The sequence below is a fragment of the Arthrobacter sp. HS15c genome (genome assembly GCF_040812005.1).
Lineage (GTDB): Bacteria > Actinomycetota > Actinomycetes > Actinomycetales > Micrococcaceae > Arthrobacter.
Genome location: NZ_JBFOHM010000013.1, coordinates 134,001 through 157,590, shown reverse-complemented (window position 1 = coordinate 157,590; position 23,590 = coordinate 134,001). Strand labels below are relative to the sequence as shown.

General features: G+C 66.1%; 26 protein-coding genes and 2 riboswitches. Of the genes, 16 read left to right on the top strand and 10 right to left on the bottom strand.

The window, feature by feature from the left end; all coding sequences use genetic code 11:
* Positions 1-36: 36 nt before the first annotated feature.
* Positions 37-855, top strand: coding sequence for a CPBP family intramembrane glutamic endopeptidase (locus tag ABV518_RS20650; protein WP_367770958.1), 819 nt, complete (start codon positions 37-39; stop codon positions 853-855).
* Positions 856-886: 31 nt separating this feature from the next.
* Here the strand turns inward: ABV518_RS20650 and ABV518_RS20645 are convergent, their stop codons facing one another.
* The gene (locus tag ABV518_RS20645; protein WP_367770956.1) at positions 887-1,786 is read right to left on the bottom strand and encodes a hypothetical protein; all 900 of its coding nucleotides are present in this window, start codon (positions 1,784-1,786) and stop codon (positions 887-889) included.
* A 9-nt stretch (positions 1,787-1,795) separates the two neighbouring features.
* Complete coding sequence (locus tag ABV518_RS20640) at positions 1,796-2,824, bottom strand: SPFH domain-containing protein (protein WP_367770953.1); 1,029 nt, start codon at positions 2,822-2,824, stop codon at positions 1,796-1,798.
* Positions 2,825-2,925: 101 nt separating this feature from the next.
* Between ABV518_RS20640 and ABV518_RS20635 the strand changes: the two genes are divergently transcribed.
* Positions 2,926-3,660 carry an NUDIX domain-containing protein gene (locus tag ABV518_RS20635; RefSeq protein ID WP_367770950.1) on the top strand — a complete coding sequence of 245 codons (735 nt, stop codon included), beginning with the start codon at positions 2,926-2,928 and terminating at the stop codon, positions 3,658-3,660.
* A gap of 165 nt (positions 3,661-3,825) precedes the next feature.
* Here ABV518_RS20635 and ABV518_RS20630 read toward each other — a convergent pair whose 3' ends face one another.
* Positions 3,826-4,560, bottom strand: a complete 735-nt coding sequence (locus ABV518_RS20630; RefSeq protein ID WP_367770947.1) for a hypothetical protein — start codon at positions 4,558-4,560, stop codon at positions 3,826-3,828.
* A 332-nt stretch (positions 4,561-4,892) separates the two neighbouring features.
* A riboswitch (cyclic di-AMP (ydaO/yuaA leader) is annotated at positions 4,893-5,076 on the bottom strand.
* A 319-nt stretch (positions 5,077-5,395) separates the two neighbouring features.
* Between ABV518_RS20630 and ABV518_RS20625 the strand changes: the two genes are divergently transcribed.
* The 5 genes from ABV518_RS20625 (at position 5,396) to ABV518_RS20605 (ending at position 10,799) form a co-directional block, all read left to right on the top strand.
* Positions 5,396-6,892, top strand: coding sequence for a flotillin family protein (locus ABV518_RS20625; protein WP_367770944.1), 1,497 nt, complete (start codon positions 5,396-5,398; stop codon positions 6,890-6,892).
* A gap of 151 nt (positions 6,893-7,043) precedes the next feature.
* On the top strand, positions 7,044-7,937 hold the full coding sequence (locus tag ABV518_RS20620) for a ribonuclease Z (RefSeq protein WP_367770940.1): 894 nt from the start codon (positions 7,044-7,046) through the stop codon (positions 7,935-7,937).
* A gap of 70 nt (positions 7,938-8,007) precedes the next feature.
* Entirely contained in the window at positions 8,008-8,988 is a 981-nt protein-coding gene (locus tag ABV518_RS20615; protein ID WP_367770937.1) for a dienelactone hydrolase family protein, read from the top strand.
* Between the two features lie 210 nt (positions 8,989-9,198).
* Positions 9,199-9,345: a hypothetical protein gene (locus tag ABV518_RS20610; protein WP_367770934.1), complete on the top strand. Its 147-nt coding sequence runs from the start codon at positions 9,199-9,201 to the stop codon at positions 9,343-9,345.
* Positions 9,342-10,799 carry a YdiU family protein gene (locus tag ABV518_RS20605; RefSeq protein WP_367770931.1) on the top strand — a complete coding sequence of 486 codons (1,458 nt, stop codon included), beginning with the start codon at positions 9,342-9,344 and terminating at the stop codon, positions 10,797-10,799. The genes ABV518_RS20610 and ABV518_RS20605 overlap by 4 nt, the downstream gene beginning before the upstream one ends.
* Before the next feature lie 69 nt (positions 10,800-10,868).
* Here the strand turns inward: ABV518_RS20605 and ABV518_RS20600 are convergent, their stop codons facing one another.
* Positions 10,869-11,717, bottom strand: a complete 849-nt coding sequence (locus tag ABV518_RS20600) for a LysM peptidoglycan-binding domain-containing protein (RefSeq protein WP_367770929.1) — start codon at positions 11,715-11,717, stop codon at positions 10,869-10,871.
* A gap of 3 nt (positions 11,718-11,720) precedes the next feature.
* Positions 11,721-11,922, bottom strand: a riboswitch (cyclic di-AMP (ydaO/yuaA leader).
* Between the two features lie 422 nt (positions 11,923-12,344).
* Between ABV518_RS20600 and ABV518_RS20595 the strand changes: the two genes are divergently transcribed.
* On the top strand, positions 12,345-13,625 hold the full coding sequence (locus tag ABV518_RS20595) for a coiled-coil domain-containing protein (protein WP_367770926.1): 1,281 nt from the start codon (positions 12,345-12,347) through the stop codon (positions 13,623-13,625).
* A gap of 32 nt (positions 13,626-13,657) precedes the next feature.
* On the opposite strand, the gene ABV518_RS20590 is transcribed toward ABV518_RS20595, so the two are convergent.
* A complete protein-coding gene (locus tag ABV518_RS20590; protein ID WP_367770924.1) occupies positions 13,658-14,044 on the bottom strand; it encodes a cupin domain-containing protein in 387 nt (128 codons plus the stop codon).
* Between the two features lie 151 nt (positions 14,045-14,195).
* On the opposite strand from ABV518_RS20590, the gene ABV518_RS20585 reads away from it, so the two are divergent.
* The 6 genes from ABV518_RS20585 to ABV518_RS20560 all read left to right on the top strand — a co-directional run bounded on the left by ABV518_RS20585 (position 14,196) and on the right by ABV518_RS20560 (position 17,223).
* The gene (locus ABV518_RS20585) at positions 14,196-14,558 is read left to right on the top strand and encodes a TraR/DksA family transcriptional regulator (protein WP_367770921.1); all 363 of its coding nucleotides are present in this window, start codon (positions 14,196-14,198) and stop codon (positions 14,556-14,558) included.
* Positions 14,559-14,562: 4 nt separating this feature from the next.
* Positions 14,563-15,087: a DNA alkylation repair protein gene (locus ABV518_RS20580; RefSeq protein ID WP_367770919.1), complete on the top strand. Its 525-nt coding sequence runs from the start codon at positions 14,563-14,565 to the stop codon at positions 15,085-15,087.
* Positions 15,088-15,102: 15 nt separating this feature from the next.
* Positions 15,103-15,543 (top strand): DUF1810 domain-containing protein, encoded by a 441-nt coding sequence (locus ABV518_RS20575; RefSeq protein ID WP_367770917.1) that lies wholly within the window; start codon positions 15,103-15,105, stop codon positions 15,541-15,543.
* Positions 15,544-15,554: 11 nt separating this feature from the next.
* Positions 15,555-16,310, top strand: coding sequence for a class I SAM-dependent methyltransferase (locus ABV518_RS20570; protein WP_367770914.1), 756 nt, complete (start codon positions 15,555-15,557; stop codon positions 16,308-16,310).
* Between the two features lie 107 nt (positions 16,311-16,417).
* The gene (locus tag ABV518_RS20565) at positions 16,418-16,609 is read left to right on the top strand and encodes a DUF1918 domain-containing protein (protein ID WP_131133135.1); all 192 of its coding nucleotides are present in this window, start codon (positions 16,418-16,420) and stop codon (positions 16,607-16,609) included.
* Between the two features lie 50 nt (positions 16,610-16,659).
* Positions 16,660-17,223, top strand: coding sequence for an NUDIX domain-containing protein (locus ABV518_RS20560; protein ID WP_367770911.1), 564 nt, complete (start codon positions 16,660-16,662; stop codon positions 17,221-17,223).
* A gap of 24 nt (positions 17,224-17,247) precedes the next feature.
* On the opposite strand, the gene ABV518_RS20555 is transcribed toward ABV518_RS20560, so the two are convergent.
* A complete protein-coding gene (locus tag ABV518_RS20555; RefSeq protein WP_367770909.1) occupies positions 17,248-17,925 on the bottom strand; it encodes an endonuclease/exonuclease/phosphatase family protein in 678 nt (225 codons plus the stop codon).
* Positions 17,926-18,083: 158 nt separating this feature from the next.
* Between ABV518_RS20555 and ABV518_RS20550 the strand changes: the two genes are divergently transcribed.
* Positions 18,084-18,887 carry a thioesterase family protein gene (locus ABV518_RS20550; protein WP_367770906.1) on the top strand — a complete coding sequence of 268 codons (804 nt, stop codon included), beginning with the start codon at positions 18,084-18,086 and terminating at the stop codon, positions 18,885-18,887.
* A gap of 22 nt (positions 18,888-18,909) precedes the next feature.
* Here ABV518_RS20550 and ABV518_RS20545 read toward each other — a convergent pair whose 3' ends face one another.
* Together ABV518_RS20545 and ABV518_RS20540 are read right to left on the bottom strand one after the other, a co-directional pair.
* On the bottom strand, positions 18,910-20,604 hold the full coding sequence (locus ABV518_RS20545; protein ID WP_367770903.1) for a SulP family inorganic anion transporter: 1,695 nt from the start codon (positions 20,602-20,604) through the stop codon (positions 18,910-18,912).
* Positions 20,605-20,667: 63 nt separating this feature from the next.
* Positions 20,668-21,057 carry a DUF2177 family protein gene (locus tag ABV518_RS20540; RefSeq protein ID WP_367770900.1) on the bottom strand — a complete coding sequence of 130 codons (390 nt, stop codon included), beginning with the start codon at positions 21,055-21,057 and terminating at the stop codon, positions 20,668-20,670.
* A gap of 16 nt (positions 21,058-21,073) precedes the next feature.
* Between ABV518_RS20540 and ABV518_RS20535 the strand changes: the two genes are divergently transcribed.
* Positions 21,074-21,841 (top strand): biotin/lipoate A/B protein ligase family protein, encoded by a 768-nt coding sequence (locus ABV518_RS20535; protein WP_367771085.1) that lies wholly within the window; start codon positions 21,074-21,076, stop codon positions 21,839-21,841.
* Positions 21,842-21,862: 21 nt separating this feature from the next.
* Here the strand turns inward: ABV518_RS20535 and ABV518_RS20530 are convergent, their stop codons facing one another.
* Positions 21,863-22,504 carry an MBL fold metallo-hydrolase gene (locus ABV518_RS20530; RefSeq protein WP_367770897.1) on the bottom strand — a complete coding sequence of 214 codons (642 nt, stop codon included), beginning with the start codon at positions 22,502-22,504 and terminating at the stop codon, positions 21,863-21,865.
* Positions 22,501-23,586 carry an S-(hydroxymethyl)mycothiol dehydrogenase gene (locus ABV518_RS20525; protein WP_367770893.1) on the bottom strand — a complete coding sequence of 362 codons (1,086 nt, stop codon included), beginning with the start codon at positions 23,584-23,586 and terminating at the stop codon, positions 22,501-22,503. Before ABV518_RS20525 ends, ABV518_RS20530 begins: the two co-directional genes overlap by 4 nt.
* Between the last annotated feature and the right edge of the window lie 4 nt (positions 23,587-23,590).

Genomic DNA, 23,590 nt, shown 5'->3' with positions numbered 1-23,590 from the left:
TGGGCAGGGGAAACAGGCCCGTGACATGCTTGTGGAGTGACAACGCTTTCGACGCAACCACGCCGTACCGCGCTCACTTGGAAGCTCGTGCCGGCGGTCCTGCTCTCCGCATCCGGGGTGCTGCTCTTCGGCGTCGAGAATGACCCCGTTGGCTACAGCATGCTCGCCACGAGCCTGGTCACGGCGGCACTGATCGACCGCGCGTTCCTGCGGCACCTGATGCTGGTCGCGGCGGGAATGGTCATCATCAGCCTGGTTCCCCTCAACGCTGATTTGAGCATCACGCACATGACGCTCATGGGTGGAGCCCTTGCCTTGGCCGTGCTCGTGCCCTGGCTGGTGTCGCGGTTCGCCTACCGCGAGAACATCATCAGATTTCCGGTGAACACCGGCCGTAAATGGCCGTTGAGCGCGAAGCTGTACCTGATGGGTGTTGTCGCTCTTGGCTACTTCATTCTCCCGGTGTACCTGATCCGCACAGGGGTCTACCAGAACTGGCCGGATGCCTCAGACCCCACCATCTTCTGGCGGCTTTTCCTCGGGGTGAACGCTGTAGGCATCTGGGACGAGCTGTTCTTTATCTGCACCACTTTCACCCTGCTGCGGCAGCACTTTCCGGACTGGCTCGCCAACATCCTGCAAGCCGTTGTCTTCTCGTCCTTCCTGTGGGAGATCGGCTATATGGCATGGGGTCCGCTGCTGACGTTCCCCTTCGCGCTGCTGCAGGGCTACACCTTCAAACTGACAAAGTCGTTTACCTACGTTGTGTCAGTGCACCTGCTTTTCGACTTCGTTCTCTTCCTCGCGCTGGTGCACGCGCATAACCGCGACTGGCTGCCGATCTTCCTTTACTGAGCCCTGAAGCGCTCTGTTTGCTGGCCCAAACTTACGCCACCAGCCGCAGCGGACGCTCACCCAGTTGGACCGTGATTTCCTGGCCCCAGGACGCTGTGAGACGGTCGCCTTCCATGCCGTCGCCGAACACCACGAGCTGGTCAGAGCCAACACTTACGCGAAGCGTTTCGCCAGCCTCCAACAAACCCTCAGTCAATGAGGCTCCGGTGATGGGGGAGGGCCATGCTTCGCGGACGAACCAAGCCAGCCGGGAATCCGTCGGCCCCGGCAGGGGGCGTCCTCCGCGTTCGAGGGCAATCGATGCGCACCAGCCCGTGGCGCCGGTGCCGGTGGAGACGATCAGGCCGGAGGAGGACTGGCGCTCGGCCCGCCCGTCCGGCGCTGTCAGCCGGTACCGGGCCGACTGGTGTGAGGCGTGTCCGATAAAAATCTCGTTGAGTCCTGAGAGTTCCTGGCCGTCGTCGAGCCGCGCGGTCACCGTGGTGAGTTCATGGCACCGCAGCCGCTCCGCCGCCCCGGCCAGGGCCGCGTCCTGCAGGAGCCTGGCCGCAGCACGGGGCGAGTGCCGGACCAGGACCCCCGGGTTCATTCCAGGTTCAGGGTCGATGCCGATGACGGGCTGGCCCTTGAGATATTTCGCCGCGTTGGCTACCAGCCCGTCCTGGCCCACCACGGCGATGATGTCCTCCGGTGTGAGCAGGAAGCGGCTGAGGTCCGCGCGTTCCACTTCGGCGTGCCGCCATTCGGCGGGAACTGCGGCCCGGAGGGAGGCCAGGGCTGCGGTGAGCCTGTCGTGCCGCTCCTGAACGTCCTGGATGCTGCGGCCCCTGGTGCGGAGGAAGAATTCGGCCTGGCCGCGTGTGGCGTGCCGGTCCAGCAGCTCCTGGAGCTCGGTCCGCCGGTGGACGATGACTATGCGCGGGGTTGCCATGGTGCGTCCTTACTTGGCGATGGCGGTCGGCGTCACGGCTGACGGGGCCTCCCTGAACAGCCCGGCCAGCGCCCCGCTCAGGAGGTCCGGGGTGATGGTGAGGTTGCCGATGTTGGGCAGCGATCCTGCTGCCTCGCGCAGCGCCAGAGCCAGCAGCGTGGCTTGCTCCATGCCCCGGTAGACCTCCATGGTGGCTGCTTCGCGTGCCGCGGCCGCTTCGCCCACCAGCCGGATCTGGTTTGCTTCGGCCGAGGTGGTGATGCCTTGGCGTTCAGCCGAAGCCTGTGCCTCGATCAGGCCGGCGGCGGCCTTTTCCTCGGCCTGGCGCCGCGCGTTGGCGCCCTCCTGGGCGACCAGGTGTTCGCGCCGGGTGGCCAGTTCAATCTGGCTCGCCATTTCGTTTTCGGAGATGGTCCGTTCACGTTCGACGGCGACCGCCCGGCGTTCGTACACGGCCCGGTCCGCCTCGGACTGGAGTTGTTCGCGGACGGGTGTCTGGAGCGCCCGCTCGACGTCGGACTCCGGCCGGACCGCCAGGACCTGGACGCCGAGGATCTCGATGCCGGTGGACAGGAGCCGCGCGTCACTTCGGAGAGCTTCGGTGAGGACAGTGCGGAGTTGGCTGACGCCGCGCTCGAGGGCTTCGGCGAGTGTGGTGGTGGCGATCTGGTCGATCGCGTGGCTCTGGCACAGCTGGCCGATGATCGTGGCCACCTGTTCGCGTCCCGTGGCCGGAGCTGAACCGGCTGGCTGGAGGCCGAAGTCGAGCCGGCTGGACACTGACACTGGGTCAATGAAGCGGTAGGTCACGTTTGCCTGGATGCTCACGTCCTGGTGGTCACGGGTGATGGCGTGGAACAGTGTGGGCAGTTCCTGGTCATCCACGGGGACCTCGCTGAGCACGGAGTTCGCCGGCCGGAACCAGAATGCCTGGCCCACCCCCTGGTGCCTGACCTGGCCTTGCTGCAGGTGGACGACGTACCCCGTAGGGCTGCCCAGGAAGTGGCTGATCCAGGGGTAGCGCTTGATGCTTGCCATGAGCTTCTCCTTCAGTTTCTTTTCGTCATTCTGACGATAACTAGACTGTAGGATCACCGCGACTTATTGTCAAGGTGACGATAACTACCTAGGATTGCTTCATGACCGAACCTCACCCGCTGCCTGCGCGCTTCCCGGTGACCGTCGACGTCGTCGCCCTCACCGTTCGCGACGGCGCGCTGAACGTTTTGCTGATCACCCGCCTGATTGATCCCTTCCGCGGTCAGCTCGCCCTGCCGGGCGGTTTCGTCCTGGCCGGCGAGGAGTTGCTTACGGCCGCGAGCCGGGAGCTTGCGGAGGAGACCGGCGTCGGACATCTTCCAGGGCATTTGGAGCAGCTGGGCAGTTATGGCCCCAAAGGACGGGACCCGCGCGGGGACGTGCTCACCGTGGCCCACCTGCTGCTCGCTCCCGACTTTCCGGTTTTGGCGGCAGGGAGCGACGCCGCGCACGCGGCCTGGTACCCCGTCAGGCAGGTCATTAATGGCGAAATGCGGCTCGCCTTTGATCACGAGCAGATCCTCAGTGACGCCTTGGAGCGGGCGAAGTCAAAACTCGAATACTCGCCGTTGGGGGCGGCTTTTTGCGGGGTGGAGTTCACCATAGCCCAGCTCCGCGCCGTCTATGAGGCCGTGTGGGGCACCCGCCTTGACCCCCGCAACTTCCACCGCAAGGCCACAGGAACGCCTGATTTCCTGGAAGATACCGGGCGGACGACGGCCGGTGACGCCGGCCGTCCTGCCGCCCTTTACCGGCTGGCTGAGGCTGCCAGGCCGGCTGCGGGACAGCCGGCGCGTGCCGTACTCAATCCACCGCTGATGCGACCGCGTGACTGATTTTCGCCGGGGAAAGGGGCTGCCCGGGTCAGTACCAATTGTTTGCAGCGCGGAATTCCAGGGCTTTTGCCGGAGAGCCATAGCTTTCCTTGATGTAGCCCAACCCCCGGTCCACCTGGCTGGGGCGCCACTTTGTTGACGTGTCCCACAGCGCGTTCAGGGCATTCATCTGTTCCGCCCCCATCCATAGGACGCCAGGCGGCCGCTGGCATACGAGCGGGTTTCGACTGCTTCTTCGGTGGTGCCGTCCCCTTCATCGGAAGGTGCAGAGGTACCAGTGGGCGAGGGAGCGGGTGACGCGCCGACCGGTGTCGGTGTCGGTGTGGGTGTGGTCGCCGGAGGCGTCGTCGTGGGCGCCGGTGTGGCCGCCGCCGCAGACGCTGGCGGAGCAGGTGTCGCCGATGTAATAACCGGTGGCTGCAGGATCACGGTGGGCGTCGGTGAGGGCGGAACCGCGGCGGGGGAGTCAGCCAGGATTCCGGCCAGGGTAGGAGCGTCCACCGGCATGGGGAGGTCGGCGACGGCTGGCACGGAAGAGGCAGTGGGATCCGTAGCAGCGGGCACATTATCGGTGCCTGGGGCGGCCTGTGCCGGGGCAGCGCCCGGTGTGCCCGGGGCAGTGGTGGCGCCGGGCCGGGGAGTCACGCGTCCATTAGTGCCGGTGGGCTGTGTTCCCGACGTGGCGCCGGTCGTGTCCGTTGCACCGGGAGCATCCTGGGCGGACGACTCCTTGCCGAAGAAGGGCAGCTCGGTGGCTTGGCTGGCCGTGCCGACGGCAAGCAGCACGGCAAGGGAGCCTGCGACTATGGCCATCCGATGACCAACAACACGAACCGACGCGGCTCTCTTCAGGATGGCCCGGGCGTCGGAACTGAAGGCAGCGGCTACCTGGGGGCTCATGCCTGACGCTGGCTGGCTGCCTCGGCCTACAGCTCTCCGTGGGCTTCCCGGAGCGGAACCTATGGGGGCTATTGCCGGAAGGGCTTCGGTTGCAGGAGATGCAGTTTCCGAGGGACGTCCTGGTTCCGGGGCGGGGGGTATATCGAGGGACGGGCGCCTGTCCCTGCGTCGCCGCAGCGGGGCGGACGCCGGTTCGGTGGAACCATGCCCGGGATGAGGAACGTCTGCGTCGGAACTCGTGGGGGTGAGTGGAGTGGTGATGACAGGCGCAGCAGCTGCGCGGTGTCGCCCGGCCCGAAAAGGGCGCGACTGATCAAGCGAACGGGACATGATGGTTGCCTCTCAACGCCTGCGGAGTTAGCTGTCGGGTTCGGTGGAGGTCAACCGGCCGGCACGTTAAACGTGACGGCTTCACCCCAAGGACCGCTGGGCAGCGGCCCGAAGACTGTGGGTCCCCCGTCTCTGCCTTAATGTGTTGGGAGTCCGGGATGTGGCAGAGCTCGGCGTCAGCCCGGACGCAGCCCGATCCAGATGGGCCACCCCAAGACCGTACACGAACCCGTCCGTTAAGTCACGTTTAGGTAACAGGAATGACCCGGACCGCGAGTTACCTTGTGTCCGCCTGCGATTGCGCCTGCGTGCGGGCTGACCAACCCTGGCGCCGCGGTAAGCCCGCCGAGCCTTGGAGCACCAATGGCACGTAAGGTTTGATGGAAGGCACCCGGTCCGATGGGGGACGTCGCCGGGTTGTTTCAGCAATGCCGCGTCCCCCATGGCGCCGGGGTCCAAGGATCGGCGACAACCATGGCGATCTGACACATCAATAGGGGGAACTATGACAGTAATGCTGATCGGCGGGGGCGCACTTGCCCTCCTGCTCATCGCGGGATTCATCTTCTACACTTCGAGCATCCGGTTTGCTAAGCCGAATGAGGCCATGCTCATCACCGGCAAGAGCGATCCGAACACCACCGATGAAACCTCCGATGACCAGTCCCGTGTCATCATCAACAATCGGGCGTTCGTTAACCCGATCACCGAGCGCGTGAGCCACATCTCGCTGTCATCGCGTCAGGTTGAAGTCACCATCGAAGCGATCTCCAACAACGGCATCCAGCTCAAGCTGGCCGGCGTTGCCCAGGTAAAGGTCGGCGGCGACAAGATCTCTGTCCGCAAGGCAGCCCAGCGTTTCCTTGACCAGCAGGACGCCATTGATCACTACACGCAGGAGACCCTGTCGGGTTCACTGCGTTCCATCGTGGGCACCCTGAGCGTTGACGCGATCATCAAGGACCGCGCGCAGTTTGCGGCCTCCGTCAAGGAAGAAGCCGAGCATTCGATGACCAACCAGGGTCTGGTCATCGACACGTTCCAGATCAAGTCTGTGGACGACGCCGGCGGCTACCTGAAGAACCTTGGCCGCCCCGAGGCTGCCCTGGTGGCACGGAACGCCAGTATTGCTGAAGCGAACTCCCAGCGGGAAGCCGCGGAAGCGAAGGCGCTCGCGGACCAGAAAACGGCTGAAGCCGAGCAGAAGCTGGCCCTCCGGCGCGCTGAACTGAAGCAGGAAACGGATGCCCGCCAGGCAGAGGCTGACGCCGCGGGCCCCCTCGCCCATGCCGACCAGCAGCAAGCGATTATCCTAAAGAACCAGCAGGTTGTGGCACGCCAGGCAGAGCTTCGCGAAAAGGAACTCGACATCGAGGTCCGCAAACCCGCAGACGCTGCCAAGTACAAGGTTGAAACCGAAGCAGCTGCCGACCTCGCACGCCGTACCCGGATCTCGGAGGCTACGAAGGTTGAAGCCGCCGCTGAACTCGAAACCCGCAAGCTCAAGGCTGCCGGCAACGAGGTCGAAGCAAAGGCCCTGGCAGCAGCCAACACCGCCAAGGGCAACGCCGAGACCGAGATCAACAAGACCCGCGGCCTTGCCGAGGCCGAAGTGACCAAGACCAAAGGCATCGCCGAAGCTGATGTCATTGGCCTTCGTGGCACGGCTGAAGCAGGAGCCATCGAGGCCCAGGCCAAGGCGTACAGCGAGTTCAACGAGGCAGCAATCCTCAACAAGCTCCTGGAAGTGCTGCCTTCCATAGCCCGGGAAATCGCCGCGCCGATGAGCGCCATCAGCAATATGACCGTCATTTCCAACGACGGCGCAGGTCAGGTCAGCAAGAATGTTTCCTCGGGCGTGCAGCAGACTGCTCAGATGCTCAAGGACACTACCGGGTTTGACGTGATCGAAATGCTCAAAGGCTTCGGCAAATCAACCCCCGTCGCAGGCCCCAGGGCCTCCGGAAACGGCGCCGTCAAAGAAGAATCCGGAGCGCAGTGACCGTGCCGGCCTGAGGGACGCACCGGCCGGCTAAACTCCGGACAGAATCAACAAAACGCCGCGGAACCAGGACTGGTCCGCGGCGTTTTGGCGTCCACGCCGGGCGGCAAGACCTCCGCGCATCGGCCAACACAATGGGACACTCGATTCCATGCGTGAACTCGTCATCCTAGGCACTGCCTCCCAGGTGCCGACCCGCACCCGGAACCACAACGGCTACCTGCTGCGGTGGGACGGCGAGGGCCTGCTCTTTGACCCCGGTGAGGGAACGCAGCGCCAAATGCTCCACGCCGGGGTATCGGCCACCCAGATCACCCGCATCTGCCTCACCCACGTGCACGGTGACCACTGCTTTGGCCTGCCCGGAGTGCTGTCGCGGATGGCTTTGGACGGCGTGCCCCATCCGGTCCACCTGCACTATCCGGCGTCGGGGGAGGAGACGGTCCGCGCCCTGGTGGCCGTCAGTTCTCCCGGGATCGACCTGCGGCTTCACCCGCACGGCGCCGCCGGAACGGTCGCGCCTGGCCTGGAGGTGCACCCGCTGAAGCACCGCATCGAAACCTACGGCTACAGGCTCACCGAACCCGACGGCCACACCTTCCTTCCGGACCGGCTCGCCGCGGCGGGGATCACGGGAGCCGACGTCGGCCGCCTGCAGCGTGACGGCCGCCTGGGACGCGTCCGCGTTGAGGACGTGAGTACTCCCCGTCCCGGCCAGCGCTTCGCCTTTGTGATGGACACGGCACCCTGCGCCGGCGCGGAGGAACTGGCCGTCAGTGCGGATCTGCTCGTGGCGGAGTCAACGTTCAGCAACGACGACGCCGGACTGGCCGCGGAGTACCGGCACCTCACCGCCGGGCAGGCAGGGGAGCTGGCGGCCAGCGCCGCCGTCGGCACCCTTGTCCTCACGCACTTCTCCTCCCGATATGGCGACGACGTCACACCGCTCGCGGAGCAGGCACGCGAACGTGCCGGTACGGCGACGGTTGTGGCGGCCAATGACCTGGACCGGATCACCTTTCCCAAGCGACGGCCGCCGCGTTAAGCGAGACCAGGGAGGCCTTGCCCGGTCCAGGCCATCGGAGGAGGATGTTGGGCATCTTCAGGAGGCTCCCATGATCCAGCTTGGCAAGTTTGAGAAGTACCTGATCGAGGAATTCTTCGACGATTACCGCGCCGGCGACATGACCCACCGCACCTTTACCCGCCGGGTCGCATTCATCACCGGAAGCATGGCCGCGACCTCGGCCGCGATGCTGCTTGTCGGGTGTACCCCCGAAGAAGTCCCGCGCAGCAGCGACCCCATGCCCACGCCCGCCCCGTCGTCGTCGTCGACGGCGGGCAACGGCACCGCGGCGGCCGGTGCAGTCCCTGGCGCCAGGAGCCCCCTGTCCGTTCCCGAGGGCGCGGCGGGACTGACGACGTCGACAGTCACGTTCCCCTCCAACAGCACCGGGATCAGCGGCTACCTTGCCCGGCCGGGCGGGGGAGCGGCCGGTCCGGCGGTGCTGGTCTGCCATGAGAACCGCGGGCTCACCCCTCATATCCAGGACGTGGCACGGCGTTTCGCCAAAGCCGGATACAGCGCGCTGGCTCTGGACCTCCTGAGCAGGGAGGGCGGGACGGCAGCCTTGGATGCCGATGCCGTTCCGGGTGCGCTGACCAGTGCGGGGGCCGCACGGCATGTGGCCGATTTCGCTGCCGCCTTCGACTACCTCGCGGCACAGGACTTCGTGGACGCCGCCCGGATCGCCATGAACGGGTACTGCTTCGGCGGCGGGATCACCTGGCAGGCGGCGACGGAACTCAGCGGGCTCGCAGCAACGGCCGCTTTCTACGGACCGGCGCCGGACCTGAACAAGGTCCCGGCCATCAAGGCGGCCGTCTTTGGTGTCTACGCGGAGCTGGACCAGCGGATCACCGGGGCCATGCCGGCTCTGAAGGACGCGCTGGCGGCCAGCAACGTGACGCACCAGCTCACGGTGTACCCGGGCGTGGACCACGCCTTCCACAACGACACCGGCGGCCGCTACAACGAGGCCCAGGCCACGGCGGCCTGGAACGACACGCTGGCGTGGTTCAAGCAGCACGTCTGAGCGGTCAAGCGGGCGTCATCCGATGGGATGCCCGTGATCGCACGTGGTTTGCCCGTCCGGAATCTCGTGTCCCTGGATGCACGTCACAGTGGGCGGCTGGGGAAGGTCGTGGGCCAGGAAGAACAGGCTGCTCCGCCCGTGCTCAAACCCTGCGTCCTCCCGTTTCAGCCAGGACCGATGGCTTCGGTGAGCTGAATCAGCCGACCTTTCGTGTTCCTGCTGATGATGCCCGAAGGGATTCTTGACCATGGCGACCGCGACCTTTCCATGACCGTCACTGCCCTGGGCAGCGATGAACCGGTACCGAAATTTTACGCCGCCTGCGCCGCCGTCGGCACGGGTAGTCTTGAAACATGAGCACCACAACCCCAGCAACGCTCACCTTTGACGGCCGCTTCGCCCGGGAATTCGAGGAGCTTGCTGTTCCGTGGCAGGCCGAGGAGGCGCCGGCGCCGGAGCTCCTTGTCCTGAATGACGCCCTGGCCAGTGAGCTGGGCATGGATCCGTCGTACTTTCGGACGCCCGAGGGGACGCTGATGCTGATCGGCAACCGGATCCCGGAAGGCGCCACCCCGGTGGCCCAGGCCTACGCCGGGCACCAGTTCGGCGGGTACTCACCGCTGCTCGGCGACGGACGCGCCCTCCTGCTCGGCGAGGTCACCGACGTTCACGGGCGACTGCTCGATGTCCACCTCAAGGGCTCCGGCCGTACGCCGTTCGCCCGCGCCGGTGACGGCCTCGCCGTCGTCGGTCCGATGCTGCGCGAATACATTGTCAGTGAAGCCATGCACGCCATGGGCATCCCCACCACGCGTTCACTCGCCGTCGTGGCCACAGGACGCCCGGTCCGCCGCGAAACCATGCTTCCCGGGGCTGTGCTCACCCGCGTCGCGGGCAGCCACCTGCGCGTAGGCAGCTTCCAGTTCGCCCGCGTCAACGGTGACACCGAACTCCTCCGCCGCCTGGCCGACCACGCGATCAGCCGCCACCATCCGGACGCTGGGCAGGCAGAGCAGCCCTATCTGGCATTGTTCGATGCCGTCATCGCCGCCCAGGCGTCGCTGGTGGCACAGTGGATGCTCGTGGGATTCGTCCATGGGGTAATGAACACGGACAACATGACCATCTCAGGCGAGACCATCGACTACGGACCCTGCGCGTTCATGGATGCCTTCAACCCCGAAGCGGTCTACAGCTCCATCGACGCGGGCGGACGCTACGCTTACGCGAACCAGCCGCGCATTGCGGAATGGAACCTCACCCGGCTGGCCGAGGCGCTGCTGCCCCTGCTCCATGAGGACCAGGAGCAGGCCGTTGCGCTCGCAGTGGAGTCCCTGGGCGGGTTCCGGAAGCTATACAGCGCGGCATGGTCCGCCGGGATGACATCCAAACTTGGGCTGGACGCGGACGACGACGCAGTATCCCCGCTGGTGAACGACCTGCTGGGACTGCTTGAGGAGGGACAGGTTGATTACACCTCGTTCTTCCGGAGCCTCGGTTCGGCAGCCCGGGGCACGCCTGACGCTGTCCGGGCCATGTTCGCGGACCCGGGAGCATTCGATGCATGGGCCAAACGATGGCTCGCCCTGGAACCGGACGCGGGCATGATGGATCGGGTGAACCCCGCCTACATCCCCAGGAACCACCTGGTGGAAGAGGCCCTCGCCGCCGCTACTGCAGGCGACCTGGACCCGTTCCGCCGCCTGGTGGACGTCCTGGCGAACCCATACACCGAGCGTCCCGGCCTGGAACGCTACGCCGGTCCCGCCCCTGCTGACTTCGGGAGCTACCGGACCTTCTGCGGGACCTGAGCGAACACCAGGGATGGACGACGGCGGCGCGCGGCTGGGTGCCGCCCGCCGCCGTCGGGCATGGCCGGATCACGCTACGCGGACGAAGGATGCCCCCGCGAGCCAGCTGAGGGAGTGGACTTCGGTCTTGTAACCGTCCACGCCACCGCTGACGACCTGGCCGTTTCCGGCGTAGACGCCCACATGGCCGGCCGTGATGACCAGGTCACCGGCGGCAGGAGTACCCACCACCGTGCCGTACGCGAAGAACTGGGTTGGCGCCAGGTCTCCCACGCTCTTGCCAACCGAGCGAAGTGCCTTCTCCACCATGGCGGTGCAGTCCTGCTGGACGCCGAGCTGAGAATAGGCTGACCCGAGGATGGCCGCGCCGAGTGAGCCGGACGGGGCCTGGACTACCGGTGCGGACGTGGAGGCCAGCTGGACGCCTGTGTTGGCCGGAGCCGTGGGGGCTGCTGCTGCCTTCGCCACGGGAGCCGGTGCGGTGTAGCCTGCGCCCGGGATCTGGATCTGGTCGCCGGGATAGATGATGGTGGTCATCGTCAGGCCGTTGACCGACAGGACGTCGTTGAGGGCAACGCCGTAGGACGCGGAAATGGCGCCCAGGGTGTCGCCGGACACGACGGTGTAGACGGTTGCAGCCGCTGCCGGAGCAGGGGCCGCTGCAGGCGCAGCCACGGGAGCTGCTACCGGAGCGCTGGACTGGCCCTGAACATTGACGGTCCCGGAAGTGTCGGGTCCGTGGACGCCGGCCTGTGCGGGGGTGCCGACGCTGAAAAGCAGGCCGGATGCCGCAACAGCAACAAGTGCAGGCCGGCCGAACGCCAGTGCGCGGGCTTTGGCTGTTGAAGACGTGCCGACGAGGGCTGTGGGGCGGATAGCAGTCGCACGATGGCGTGCGGCAGTGAAGTTCTTGGACATGGATGATCGCCTCTCCCATGCCTGCGGGGTGAGCTGTCGGGTTCGGGTCGGAGACACCCGGCCGGTTACGGCTCCGCACGGGACGGAGCGATACCGACTTAACCCCAAGGCTTCGAAAGAAGCCGTGGAAACGTGGTTCCCCCGTCCCTGCCAGTGGAATGCGCTGGGGTCCCGGGTCAGTGGCAGGGCTCGGCATACTGACCGGAATGTCCCGGCTTGGGCCGGGGCACTGCACGACCATAACCAGCGCAGGATAGGAATGTCACATTCCGATAACGGAATGTAGAGTGCAAGGCCACCTGATGATTTCGCCGGTTCCAGCGGCTCGGGAGATAGGCGCCGCAGGTCAGGCTCGAATCCGTATATGCCGGAAGGGCTCATCCGGGTGTGTCGTGATTCACAAACAAAAAATAGGCTTGGGCGGTGATTGTGACGCAACAATTCGACGAAGCCGTGATATAGGACATTTCGAGCCTGCGTGCAGGGCCATGTTGATGACGCCCTGATACTTCCGGCTCACGGCCCGGTGAACCGGGATCTCTGCTGGGTAACAATGTTTGACCGTGAACGACTTATTGGGCGTTTTGCCCGGTAAGCTCACCAACTATGTCCCGGTTTGCTCACAGAATGAGGCTGCCCGCCCTCGCGGGGGTGCTGGCCGTCGCCCTGATGGGGTCGGCTGCCTTGCTTCCTTCATACGCCGCCGACGACGCACCGCCGGGTGGCTACCCCTCCTGGCAGGACGTGCAGAACGCCAAGCAAAGCGAGGCCGGCAAGGCCGCAGAGGTCACCAGGATCAACGATCTGCTGGGCGGGCTGCAGACACAGGCCGAAGCGCTGGGCAGCGCGGCCGTAACCTCCGCCGCCGAGTACGCCGTAGCGGAGGCTGCGCTCCAGTCAGCCAGTGCCAGGGTGGATGTCCTCACCGCCCAGACAGCACGGGCAACTGCCGAACTTGGACAGTACAAAAGGGAAATCGGTGCGCTGGCAGCGCAGTCGTACAAGACTGGCGGCACCAACATGGGATTCTTCGTTGCCTTGGATGCCGTCCAGACCAACAGCATCCAGGGCCTCAACATCGTCCAGATCGTCAGCGACAAGACAGCAGCCCTGGTCAACAAATCCGCGGCCGCCGAACGGGTCTCCAGCGCCTTGGCGGGTCAGGAGCAGGCAGCGAGGGCAGAACGCGAGCGACTGTCAGGGGAAGCAAAGGACAAGCTCGACGCCGCCCAGGCCGCCCAGCAGGCGATGTCGCGGCAGATTGCGGAGCAAGAGGAGCACAGCCAGGAACTGACCGCGCAGCTGGCGTCCCTCAAAGACACCACCGCCGCGGTCGAGGGTGAGTTCCGCCAGGGCCAGGCCGCCCTGGCCGCCTACGAGGCGGCGCAGGCCGCCAAACGCGCCGCTGCGCAGGAGCAGGCGCGCCAGCAGGCCGAGGCCGCAGCCAAGGCCGCGGCCCTCGCCGCCGCGCAAAAACCCCAAAACCCGGCCCCGGCCGCACCAGCTGCACCGGCGGCGCCCGCCCCGGCTCCTGCCCCGGTTCCGACGCCGACCCCGCCACCCGTCGTCGTCGTACCCATAGTTCCGGGCGGCGCGGTCAACGATCCAGCCGGTGCAAAGAGCTACGCTTCCGGCCGGTTGTCCGCCTATGGCTGGGGCCAGGACCAGTTCCAGTGCCTGGCGCAGCTGTGGACCAAGGAATCCAACTGGCTGACCACAGCCACCAACCCGTACTCCGGTGCGTACGGCATCGCCCAGGCACTGCCCGCCGGGAAGTACGCCAGCGCAGGCAGCGACTGGCTCACCAGCTTCAGGACCCAGATCGAGTGGGGGCTTGGCTACATCAGGGACCGCTACGGTTCACCCTGCGGAGCCTGGAACCACTCCATTCAGTACAACTGGTACTGACCGGCGTTGCCCGCAGCCGCCCAAACCCCGGGCTAGGCGGAGTCTTGCGGCGGTTTGGCGAATTCCGCGGCGCTGACAAACTCAATCCCGACGAAGGCCTGGTCGCCGTCAACCCAGGCATCATGTCCGGGCGGAATGGTGTAGGAATCGCCTGCGGAGATGCTGATGCTGTTTCCGTCGGTGGTTTCCACCGAGAGTGCACCGGAAACGCAGTATCCGATGTGGTTGACCTGGCATGACTCGGTGTGGACCACGGGCTTGATGCAGTCGGACCAGCGCCAGCCGGGCTCGAAAGTGAACCGTCCAACGGTGTAGTCGCCCAGATGGACGACGTCCACTTCGGTCTTGTCCGGACGGCGTTTTTCGTCCGGTGAATTGTGCGACTTGACCGCCAGCTGGGTAACAACATTTGTGGGCATGGCACGCGGGCTTTCTCTGCGGAATTCGGTGTCCGTCAGCTGTCTGTCCCTGGCCGCCAGACGGCATCTGAGGCGCTTACGAGTGCCAGCATCCTCCGTTGCGCGCGGCTTGTCGAGTCCCCCAGAGCAGCGGCGGCGTTAGGCTTTTCCCATGGCTGACTTTGAGCGGTTCCGGATCCTCCTGGAGGAAGAGCGGGCCCGGAAACTTGCCCTGCTCCCGGCGCTCCGGGCGGATATCTCGTCAGCCAGCGCTGCGCGGCTGGACTCCAACGTCGACGACGAGCACGACCCCGAAGGCGCCACCATAGCCTTTGAACTGTCCCAGGCCTCGGCCCTGCTGAACCAGAGCAGCGCCGGGCTTGCCGAGGTTGAAGCGGCACTGAAGCGGATCTCGGACGGCAGCTACGGAGCCTGCAGTGTGTGCGGCCGGCCCATTGCCGAAGGCCGCCTGGAGGCCCGGCCCTGGACGCCGTACTGCATTGAGCACGCCTCCACCGGCCGCGGCGGGCGGTAGGCCTGTGAACCAGACCGTACTGGACGCCGCCGCCTTCATCGACACCACCCTGCAGAACGAAGGCGCCTGGTACCGGGCGGACGATGTGGAGTCCCGGGTGGGCGGGACCATGAGCTCCTACGGGTCATCGGTAGGAGCAGTGCGGGGGACCGTCCGCGACGCCGGCAGGAAGTTCAAGGAGCTTGCCCACGACGACGTGACGGCCCTGGCATCCTTGCTCTGGGGCCAGCCGCATCCAGGCAGGAGACCGGTGTATGAACGGCGCCTCGCCGCCGTCGTGCTGCTGCAGTCCCGTGTTGGCCTGCTGCGGCACACCGACCTGACCCGGCTCGAGGGCTTCATCAGGTCCGCGCACTCACGTGAGCTGGTGGATCCGCTGATCAGCGACGTTGTGGTTCCGCTGCTGACTCTACTCGAGGGACAGGACCGGCAGCGCGCCGACGTCGTGATGACCCGTTGGCGGCTTGACCCCGACGATTGGATCCGCCGGGCCGCATCCCTGACCGCGGAAATAGGCGGCAACACCTGAAAGAAGGAGACTGACATGAGCGATCCCCACCACCTGGAACGGTTTGTTGAGGCCCAGGACAGCGGCGGCACGTACAGCCAGGCGCTTGCTGAACTGCAGCTCGGCCGGAAGACCGGCCACTGGATGTGGTTCGTCTTCCCGCAGATAGCCGGGCTTGGCAGCAGTCCGACGTCCGTCAGGTACGCCATCAGCACGCTGGCAGAAGCGCAGGCCTACCTCAAGCATGACGTCCTGGGGCCGCGGCTGCTCGAGTCCGCAGCAGCCATTGATACCCATGCCGGCCAGCCCGCCGTCGACATCCTGGGCGGCATCGACGCCAGGAAGCTCCAGTCGTCCATGACCTTGTTCCTGCGTGCCGCGCCGGGGGAGACCATCTTCAAAACAGTGCTGGCAGACTTTTTTGACGGCCAGCCGGATCCAGCCACTGACTCGCTGCTCGCGGCGGACAGGGACTGACTGACGTGCGGATGATCAACCAGCAACAGCTCTGGGACCACGAGGCTGCGCAGCAGTACGACACGCCCGGCGAGGGAATGTTCTCTCCCGAGGTACTGGCGCCCACTGTAGAGGCACTGTCGGAGCTCGCGGGCGACGGTCCGGCGGTTGAGTTCGCCATTGGCACGGGCCGGGTCGCCATCCCGCTCTCAGAGGCCGGGGTCCAGGTCAGCGGCATTGAGCTGTCCCACGCGATGATCTCCCGGCTGCGGGAGAAAGTGGGAGAGGACCGCGTTCCCGTCGTCCAGGGCGACATGTGCGAGGCCGTGGCGGGGGAGAACTTTTCGCTGGCGTTCCTGGTATTCAACACCATCGCCAACCTCCTGACGCAGGACGAACAGGTCCGGTGTTTCCAAAACGCTGCCCGTCACCTGGCGCCGGGCGGGCGCTTTGTCGTTGAGCTGTGGGTGCCGCAACTGCGGTCGCTGCCACCCGGACATGGCGGAACCGTGGAGGTGAGCCGGCCTGGTTACCTCCTGGTCGATACCTATGACGTGCTGCACCAGCACGTCATCTCCCATCACGTACAGTTCGGTCCGGACCTGGCGGATGGGCGGGAGGCGCGGATCGGGCGGACACCCCACCGGTACATCTGGCCCAGCGAACTCGACCTGATGGCGCGGCTTGCCGGGTTTGAGCTGGAATCCAGGTGGGCGGACTGGGACCGCAGCGAATTCACCGAAGATTCCCGCAGCCACGTTTCCGTGTACCGGTTCACGGCAGTGTGAGCCGGCAGGCCAAGCAGGGCACGAAATACGCGCCGGACAACTCTGCTCAACGGCACCCTGTTGCCGCCTGCCGTTGAGTCGTACTCTGGGGCTGGGAGGTGGTTGCCATGGAGGCAGCGCAGGGTGACAGGATCATCGTCAGGGGAAGGACCGTCGGTTCAACCGACCGGCACGGGGTGATCCTGGAAGTGAAAGGACAGGAAGGCCACCCGCCATACCTTGTCCGCTTTGACGACGGCCACGAGACCGTTATGTATCCCGGCGGTGATTTCGCCGTCGACAAGACGCACGGCGGCTGAGGCCGTCTTATATTGCGTGCCGCCAGCGGGGCACCTGTCAGACTGGAGCCATGGATCATTCCGTGACCGCGAGGCAGGCCGACGCCGGGAGCTCCCGCCAGCCCGCGCAAGACCCCTACCTTCAGCACCCTCCTGCCAGGACGGGCCCACGGGATCCCGGCGATGCCTGGGTGGAAGGGGACCGGGGGCGTTTCTGGGGCAGGTTCGGCGCAGCCGGAGTGCTTGCCTACGACCCGGCGAGGGGCGTGCTCCTGCAGCACCGCGCGGAGTGGAGCCACAACGGCGGAACCTGGGGCCTCCCCGGCGGAGCCCTGCACCAGGGCGAGGACGCAGTGACGGGCGCGCTGCGGGAAGCCCATGAAGAAGCCGCGGTGCCGGGCGAGAGCGTCAGCGTCCTGTTCACCTCTGTCCTGGACTTCGGCTACTGGTCCTACACCACCGTGGTCCTACTGGTCACTGATCCCTTTGAGCCGGTGATCAGCGACCCCGAAAGTATCGAACTCCTGTGGGTGCCGCTGGCCGACGTCGACGCCAGGGAACTGCACCCGGGGTTTGCCGCCGCCTGGCCCGGACTGCGGACCCGCATGCTGTCGCTGGCGGAAGCCAGCCGTTAGCGGCACCTGCCGGGGAAACGGCCCTCAGGTGTCCTGACCGTATTCCGCGGTGACAAGGATGGGAAGGTGGTCGGACTTGCCGCGGGGCAGCGTTTCTACACTTTCAATGTCCAGGCCCAGGGACGTGGCGAAATCGAAGTGTCCCTTGAAGACTTTGTAGCGGGTGTAGGTGCGCCGGTCGCTGAGGGACAGGGCATAACCGGAGTCCTTCATGTGTGCGTGCAGGTTCTTGGTGAAGAACGGGTAGTTGAAGTCACCCACCATCAGCGTCATAAGCCCGCTGCCCATGCTCAGAAGCTCGGCGTGGGCGGCATGGATCTGCGTCCGGCGCAGCGAGTTGGACGCGGTGAGCGGTGCGGCATGGAAGGAGCCGATCACCAGTTCGTGCTGGGTTTCGTTATCCACCACCCGGGTGCCGATCAGGCGCTCATGGGCAGGCGCCAGCACCCGGTCATGCATGGACTTCTTCAGCGCGAACGATTGGGTGTTCACGGCCGTAAAGCGGCTGCTCCGGTAATAGATGGCCAGACCCAGCCTGTTGCCTTTGGTGGAGTCTGCCAGGTGCAGCGGCCCGAGGGTTTCCGGCAGATCGGCCGAATCCACCTCCTGCAGGCACAGCGCATCGATGTCAAAGTTCCGGGCGAGGGCAAGGAGTTCTCCGCTCGCCTTGTGCTTCCGCAGGTTGTAACTAATGACGCGCATCGGACACCTCTTTTCGAGGGTTGCTGACAGGACCAGTTCCTGAGTCTAGCCGGATCGCCTTCCTCCGGCGCCAACATTTCGCCGCGTCGGGGCAAAGCGTCGTGGCCAAGCCGATAGAGTTAGTGGCGATTCACCCAAAACCACGGGAAGGGCCAACGTTGACCAGAGATCTGCCCGAACTTGCCGACGGCAACTTCTATTACCAGGCATTGGGTGGCGGCCGATTCCGCTCCACCATCCACGCCCAGGGGGCCTGGAACGAGCACGAGCAGCACATGGCCCCAGCCTCCGGGCTCATGGCCGACAGCCTGGAACGGCACTCGCCCCGGGCGGACATGCGGATGGCCCGCCTCAGCTACGAAATCCTGGGGCTGATTCCCGGCGGTGAATTCCAGATCGAGACCACTACGCTCCGGCCGGGCAGGACCATCGAGCTGCTCCAGGCCGAGCTCATCGCCAACGGCCGCGTGGCCATCCGCGCCACGGCCTGGCGGCTGGTCACCAGCGACACCAGCGCCGTCGCAGCCGTCGAGGACACCGCCATCCCCGCGCCGGACGAATGCAAGCCGTACGACGGCGCCAGCGTCTGGCCGGGCGGGTATATCCGTTCCCTGGAGATGCGGGTCGCCGAGGGCCACCGGCCGGGCGCCGGCACGGTCTGGCTGCGGACCGGGCACCCGTTGACCGACGCTGCCGACAGCGGCGACCTGGCCCGGCTGATGGGGCTCGTGGATACCGCAAACGGGATCGCGGCCCGCGTCCCTCCGGGCAAGGACAGCTACGCCTTCCCGAACCTGGACCTGCAGATCCACATGTACCGGCGGCCGGAGGGTGAATGGCTGGGCCTGGACAATGCGGTGTCATTCGGGGCGGACGGAATTGGCCTCACCTCCACGGTGCTGCACGACCTTGCCGGCCCCTTCGGGCGTGCAGAACAGATCCTGACGCTGCGGAAGTCCTGACCGCGGCCGGGAGCTGCGCCTGCTACGCGGTGGCCGCGTTCGCCTTGTAGGCGCCCACGGCGGCGTCGATCGTGGGGTAGAAGTGGTCCGGCGTGAACCGTGCACTGGCTCCGAACCGGACCAGCCGGTCCTTGATGGGGCCCTTCAGCTCGGCAAAGACCAGGCTGGTGCCACCCCGGGCCAGTTCGTCGTCGAGCTGGGCAACCTCATCCAGTGCCGTCGTATCGAGATCAGTTATGGGTTCGGCGGCGATGATGACCCAATTGACGGGCCAGGGGGCGCCGTCAACGACGCTGCGGACATGGTCTGCGAACACTTCGCCGTTGGCAAAGAACAGCGGCGCATCGAAGCGCACAATCACCAGCCCTTCGACCCGCTGGCCTTCGGGATGCCGGTCAAGGTCGTGGAAGCCCGGAACGCCCTCAACGCTGGCGAGCTCCGTGCGGTAGGGATCCCAGGCGCGCCGGACGAACGCCATCAGGGACAGTCCGATCGCCACCACGATTCCCTCCAGCACTCCGACGAAGGCGACGCCGAGGAACGCGACCACGAGGAGGAGGGCCTCCGTCCGGCTCGTCCCCATGAGCCGGAAAAGCGTCTTCACGTCCACCAGCGATGCCGCCGCCACGATCACCACGGCGGCGAGCGTGGCCGTGGGAAGGAAAGCCGTCAGCCCCGGAACGGCAACCATAAACAGGATCACAAGCAAGGCTGCCACCACGGCGCTGAGCTGCGTCCGCGCCCCTGCGTCGAGCACTATCGGAGTGCGTGAGGAGCTCCCGGACACGGGAAAGCCGCCGAACATGCCGGTCGCGACGTTGGCGATGCCCAGCGCACCCATTTCCTCATTGCCGTTGACCCGGTCCCCGCGGCGCGCTGCCAGGCTCTTGGACAACGTGGAAGTATCCGCAAAAGCAATCAGCGCAATACCGGCTGCGGGGCCGGCGAGCGACAGGACATCGCCCACGCCGATGCCTCCCAGCGCAGGGGCCGGAAGTCCTTGGGGCAGGGATCCGACCACCGGCAACTCCCCGGCCAGGTCCAGTGCCGCCACAACGGCAATGGACCCGGCCACGGCAAACAGGACGCTGGGGACGTTCCACGGCAGAAAGCGTCCCGCAATAATGACGGCCAGGCTTCCTGCGCCCACGGCGAGGGCAGCAGGATTGATGCCGCCGCTGACGACTGCGTCAGCCAGGGACGCGAGCCGCTCCACGAGGCTGTCGCCAGAGACGGAGATCCCGAGCAGCCGCGGAAGCTGGCTGACAGTGACGGCCAGCGCAATGCCGTTCAGGTAACCCACACGGATGGGGCGGGACAGCAGTCCCGTCACAAATCCCAGCTTGAAGACGCGCCCGGCTATCAGGAATAGACCGATCAGGATGGCCAATACGCCGGCCATGGGCACCGCCTGCTCCGGGTCCCGCCCGGCCAGCGGAAGAATGGCGGCAGCGATCATGGGAGCCAGAGACGAATCCGGCCCCACGATGACCACCCGGGAAGGCCCAAAAATGGCGTAGAAGATCATCGGCACTACCGAGGCGTACAGGCCGTTGACTGCGGGAAGCCCGCTGGCTTCGGCATAAGCCATTCCGGCCGGCACCAGTGCGGCGCTCAATGCCACCCCGGCAACGATGTCTGCTTTCAGCCAGGAGCGCCGGTAGCTCCGCGCGGCGCCGAGTCCCGGCACGGCCTTCAGGATCCAGTCGCGGCGCATTTTTTCCTCCGGTAGCAACGGTCAGGATGGGGAAAATCGGAGCACCCAGCGGACACCCCCGCGTCAGCTGGTCCGGAACACCAGCCAGCCAGCCAATGTGGCGAGGCCTGTCAGCACGGCTCCCCAAAGCATGTCCACCACGATCAGCTGCAGCGGCCAGGTCTTGAGGGTCGCGGCGTTGGTCAGGTCATAGGTGGCATAGGCGAAGGCGCCCAGCGCCGCGCCGTAGCCGACGGCAGTCAGCCAGGTGCCGCCGTCGAGCGCCGGACGCAGCGCGAAGAAGACAATTCCCGCGATGTAAATGACATAGAAGGCCACGGCGTACCCTAGGTGTGGTTTGTTCGCCAGCAGCTCGCCGATGTTGCTCCGGTAGAACGGGTTCATCAGCTTTAGCCACACGGCGTCGATGACTGCGAACGCGGCGGCGACAACGAGGAATTGCAATATGACCATAAGGGAGCTTAGCAACATGCAGGATGCCGGAACGGGAGGGCGGGAGCTCACCGTGGTGCGCCAGGAACGGTCGCTGGGAGCCGCAGAAGACCTGGATCTTGCGCTGGAACTGCTGGCCAGGGCCAAGACGGGCCGGATCGGGCCCACCCTCCGGCTGTACCGTCCCGCCCCCACGGTGGCCTTCGGCCAGCGGGACACCCGCCTGCCCGGATTCGAGGCGGCCGCGCAGGCATGCCGCGACCGGGGGTTCGAACCCCTCGTGCGGAAGGCGGGAGGGCGTGCCGCAGCGTACCACCAGGGCACCCTCGTGGTGGACCACATCGAGCCCCATGCCGACGCCATCGCAGGATCCAAGACCCGGTTCGGTTTCTTCGGGGAACTGCTGGCGCAGGCCCTGCGGGGCGCTGGCGTGCAGGCGGCCGTGGGCGAAATTCCGGGGGAGTACTGCCCCGGCGAATACAGCGTGCACGGCACTGACCCTGCCGACCCGGCCCACCAGGTCAAGCTCGTGGGCACGGCCCAGCGCGTGGTGTCCGGCGGCTGGCTCTTCAGCTCCGTGATTGTGGTGGAGGATTCCGCCCCGATCCGGGGCGTGCTGACGGACAGCTATGCCGCGCTGGGGCTCGAGTGGGATCCGGCGACTGCCGGTGCTGCCAACGACCTCGTTCCGGGACTCGACGTCCAGGCGGTCGAGGACGCCCTGCTTTCCACGTATGCGGGCTACGCGTCCCTCAGCTTTGCCGACTTCGGCAGCTATGCCGGGTTGGACGGCGGAAAGGCGTAGCCCGCAAGGGTTAGCCGTGGCTCAGTGGCCCCGGGCGATCCATTCGTCCAGGTGCGGCGCCTCGGCGCCGATGGTGGTGGAGTCGCCATGGCCGGTCCGCACCACTGTCGCCTCCGGCAGCGGCAGCAGCCACGACCGGATGGAATCGATGATGGTGGGGAAGTCGCTGTAGGACCTGCCCGTTGCGCCGGGACCGCCCTGGAACAGTGTGTCGCCGGTGAAGACAGTGCCTTCGCCGTCGGGCCCGTCCGCCAGGTAGAACGACACCGATCCCGGCGAGTGCCCGGGCGTGTGGAGGGCCTTCAGCTTCGCCCCGCCCACCTCGAAGACGTCGCCGTGGCTGATGTCGACGTCGGGATCCACCTCCGGGTAGACGCTCCGCCAGAGCATCCAATCGCCCTGGTGGAGGTGGATGGGCGCCTGCACCAGGTCCCAGAAGTCACCGACCGACCCGATGTGGTCATCATGGCCGTGGGTGAGCAGGATGGCCTTCAGCGTCCGTCCGCCCACTGCGGCGGCTACTGCCTTGGCGTCGTGGGCCGGGTCGATGACGATGCATTCCTCGTCATTGCCCACAATCCAGACGTTGTTGTCCACGTCCCACGTGCCGCCGTCGAGCGAAAACGTCCCGGACGTCACCAGGCGGTCGATCCGGAGGCTCACAGCTCCACCACCGAACGCAGGACCGAACCGGCGTGCATTTTGTCGAAGGCTTCCTCCACCTGGTCGATGGTGATGCGCTCGGTGACGAAGGCGTCCAGGTCCAGCTTGCCCTGCTTGTAGAGGCTGATAAGCATGGGGAAGTCGCGGGAGGGCAAGCAGTCGCCGTACCAGGAGGACTTCAGGGAGCCGCCGCGGCCGAAGACGTCGAGCAGGGGCAGTTCCAGCGTCATGTCCGGGGTGGGCACGCCCACCAGGACAACGGTGCCGGCGAGGTCCCGGGCGTAGAACGCCTGCTTGTAGGTTTCGGGGCGGCCGACGGCGTCAATCACCACGTCTGCGCCGAAGCCGCCGGTAAGCTCGCGGATTCTCTCCACGGGATCGGTTTCCGACGAATCAACAGTGTGGGTGGCGCCGAGCTCTTTGGCGCGCTCCAGCTTCTTCGCGTCGATGTCGACGGCGATGACCGTGGTGGCACCGGCGAGCGCCGCTCCTGCGATGGCAGCCACGCCCACTCCGCCGCAGCCGATCACGGCTACCGAGTCGCCGCGCTTGACGCCGCCGGTGTTGATCGCGGCGCCCAGCCCCGCCATCACGCCGCAGCCGAGCAGGCCGATGGCGGCAGCATCGGCGTCGGGATCAACCTTGGTGCACTGCCCGGCGGCAACCAGGGTCTTTTCGGTGAAAGCGCCGATGCCCAGGGCGGCGGACAGTTCAGTGCCGTCCTCCAGGGTCATTTTCTGGGTGGCGTTGTGCGTGTTGAAACAGTACTGAGCCTCGCCGCGGTTGCAGGCGCGGCAGTTGCCGCAGACGGCACGCCAGTTCAGCACCACCCGGTCTCCGGGTGCCACATCAGTAACGTCCGGGCCGACGGCGCTGACCACCCCGGTGGCCTCGTGGCCCAGGAGGAACGGGAAGTCGTCGCTGATGCCGCCGAGCTTGTAATGCAGGTCGGTGTGGCAGACGCCGCTGGTCAGGATGTCCACCAGGGCCTCGCCCGGCCCCGGATCCGGGACCAGGATGGTCTCCAGCGTGACGGGGGCGCCCTTGGAACGGGCTACAACACCTTTGACTTTATGGACCACGGAA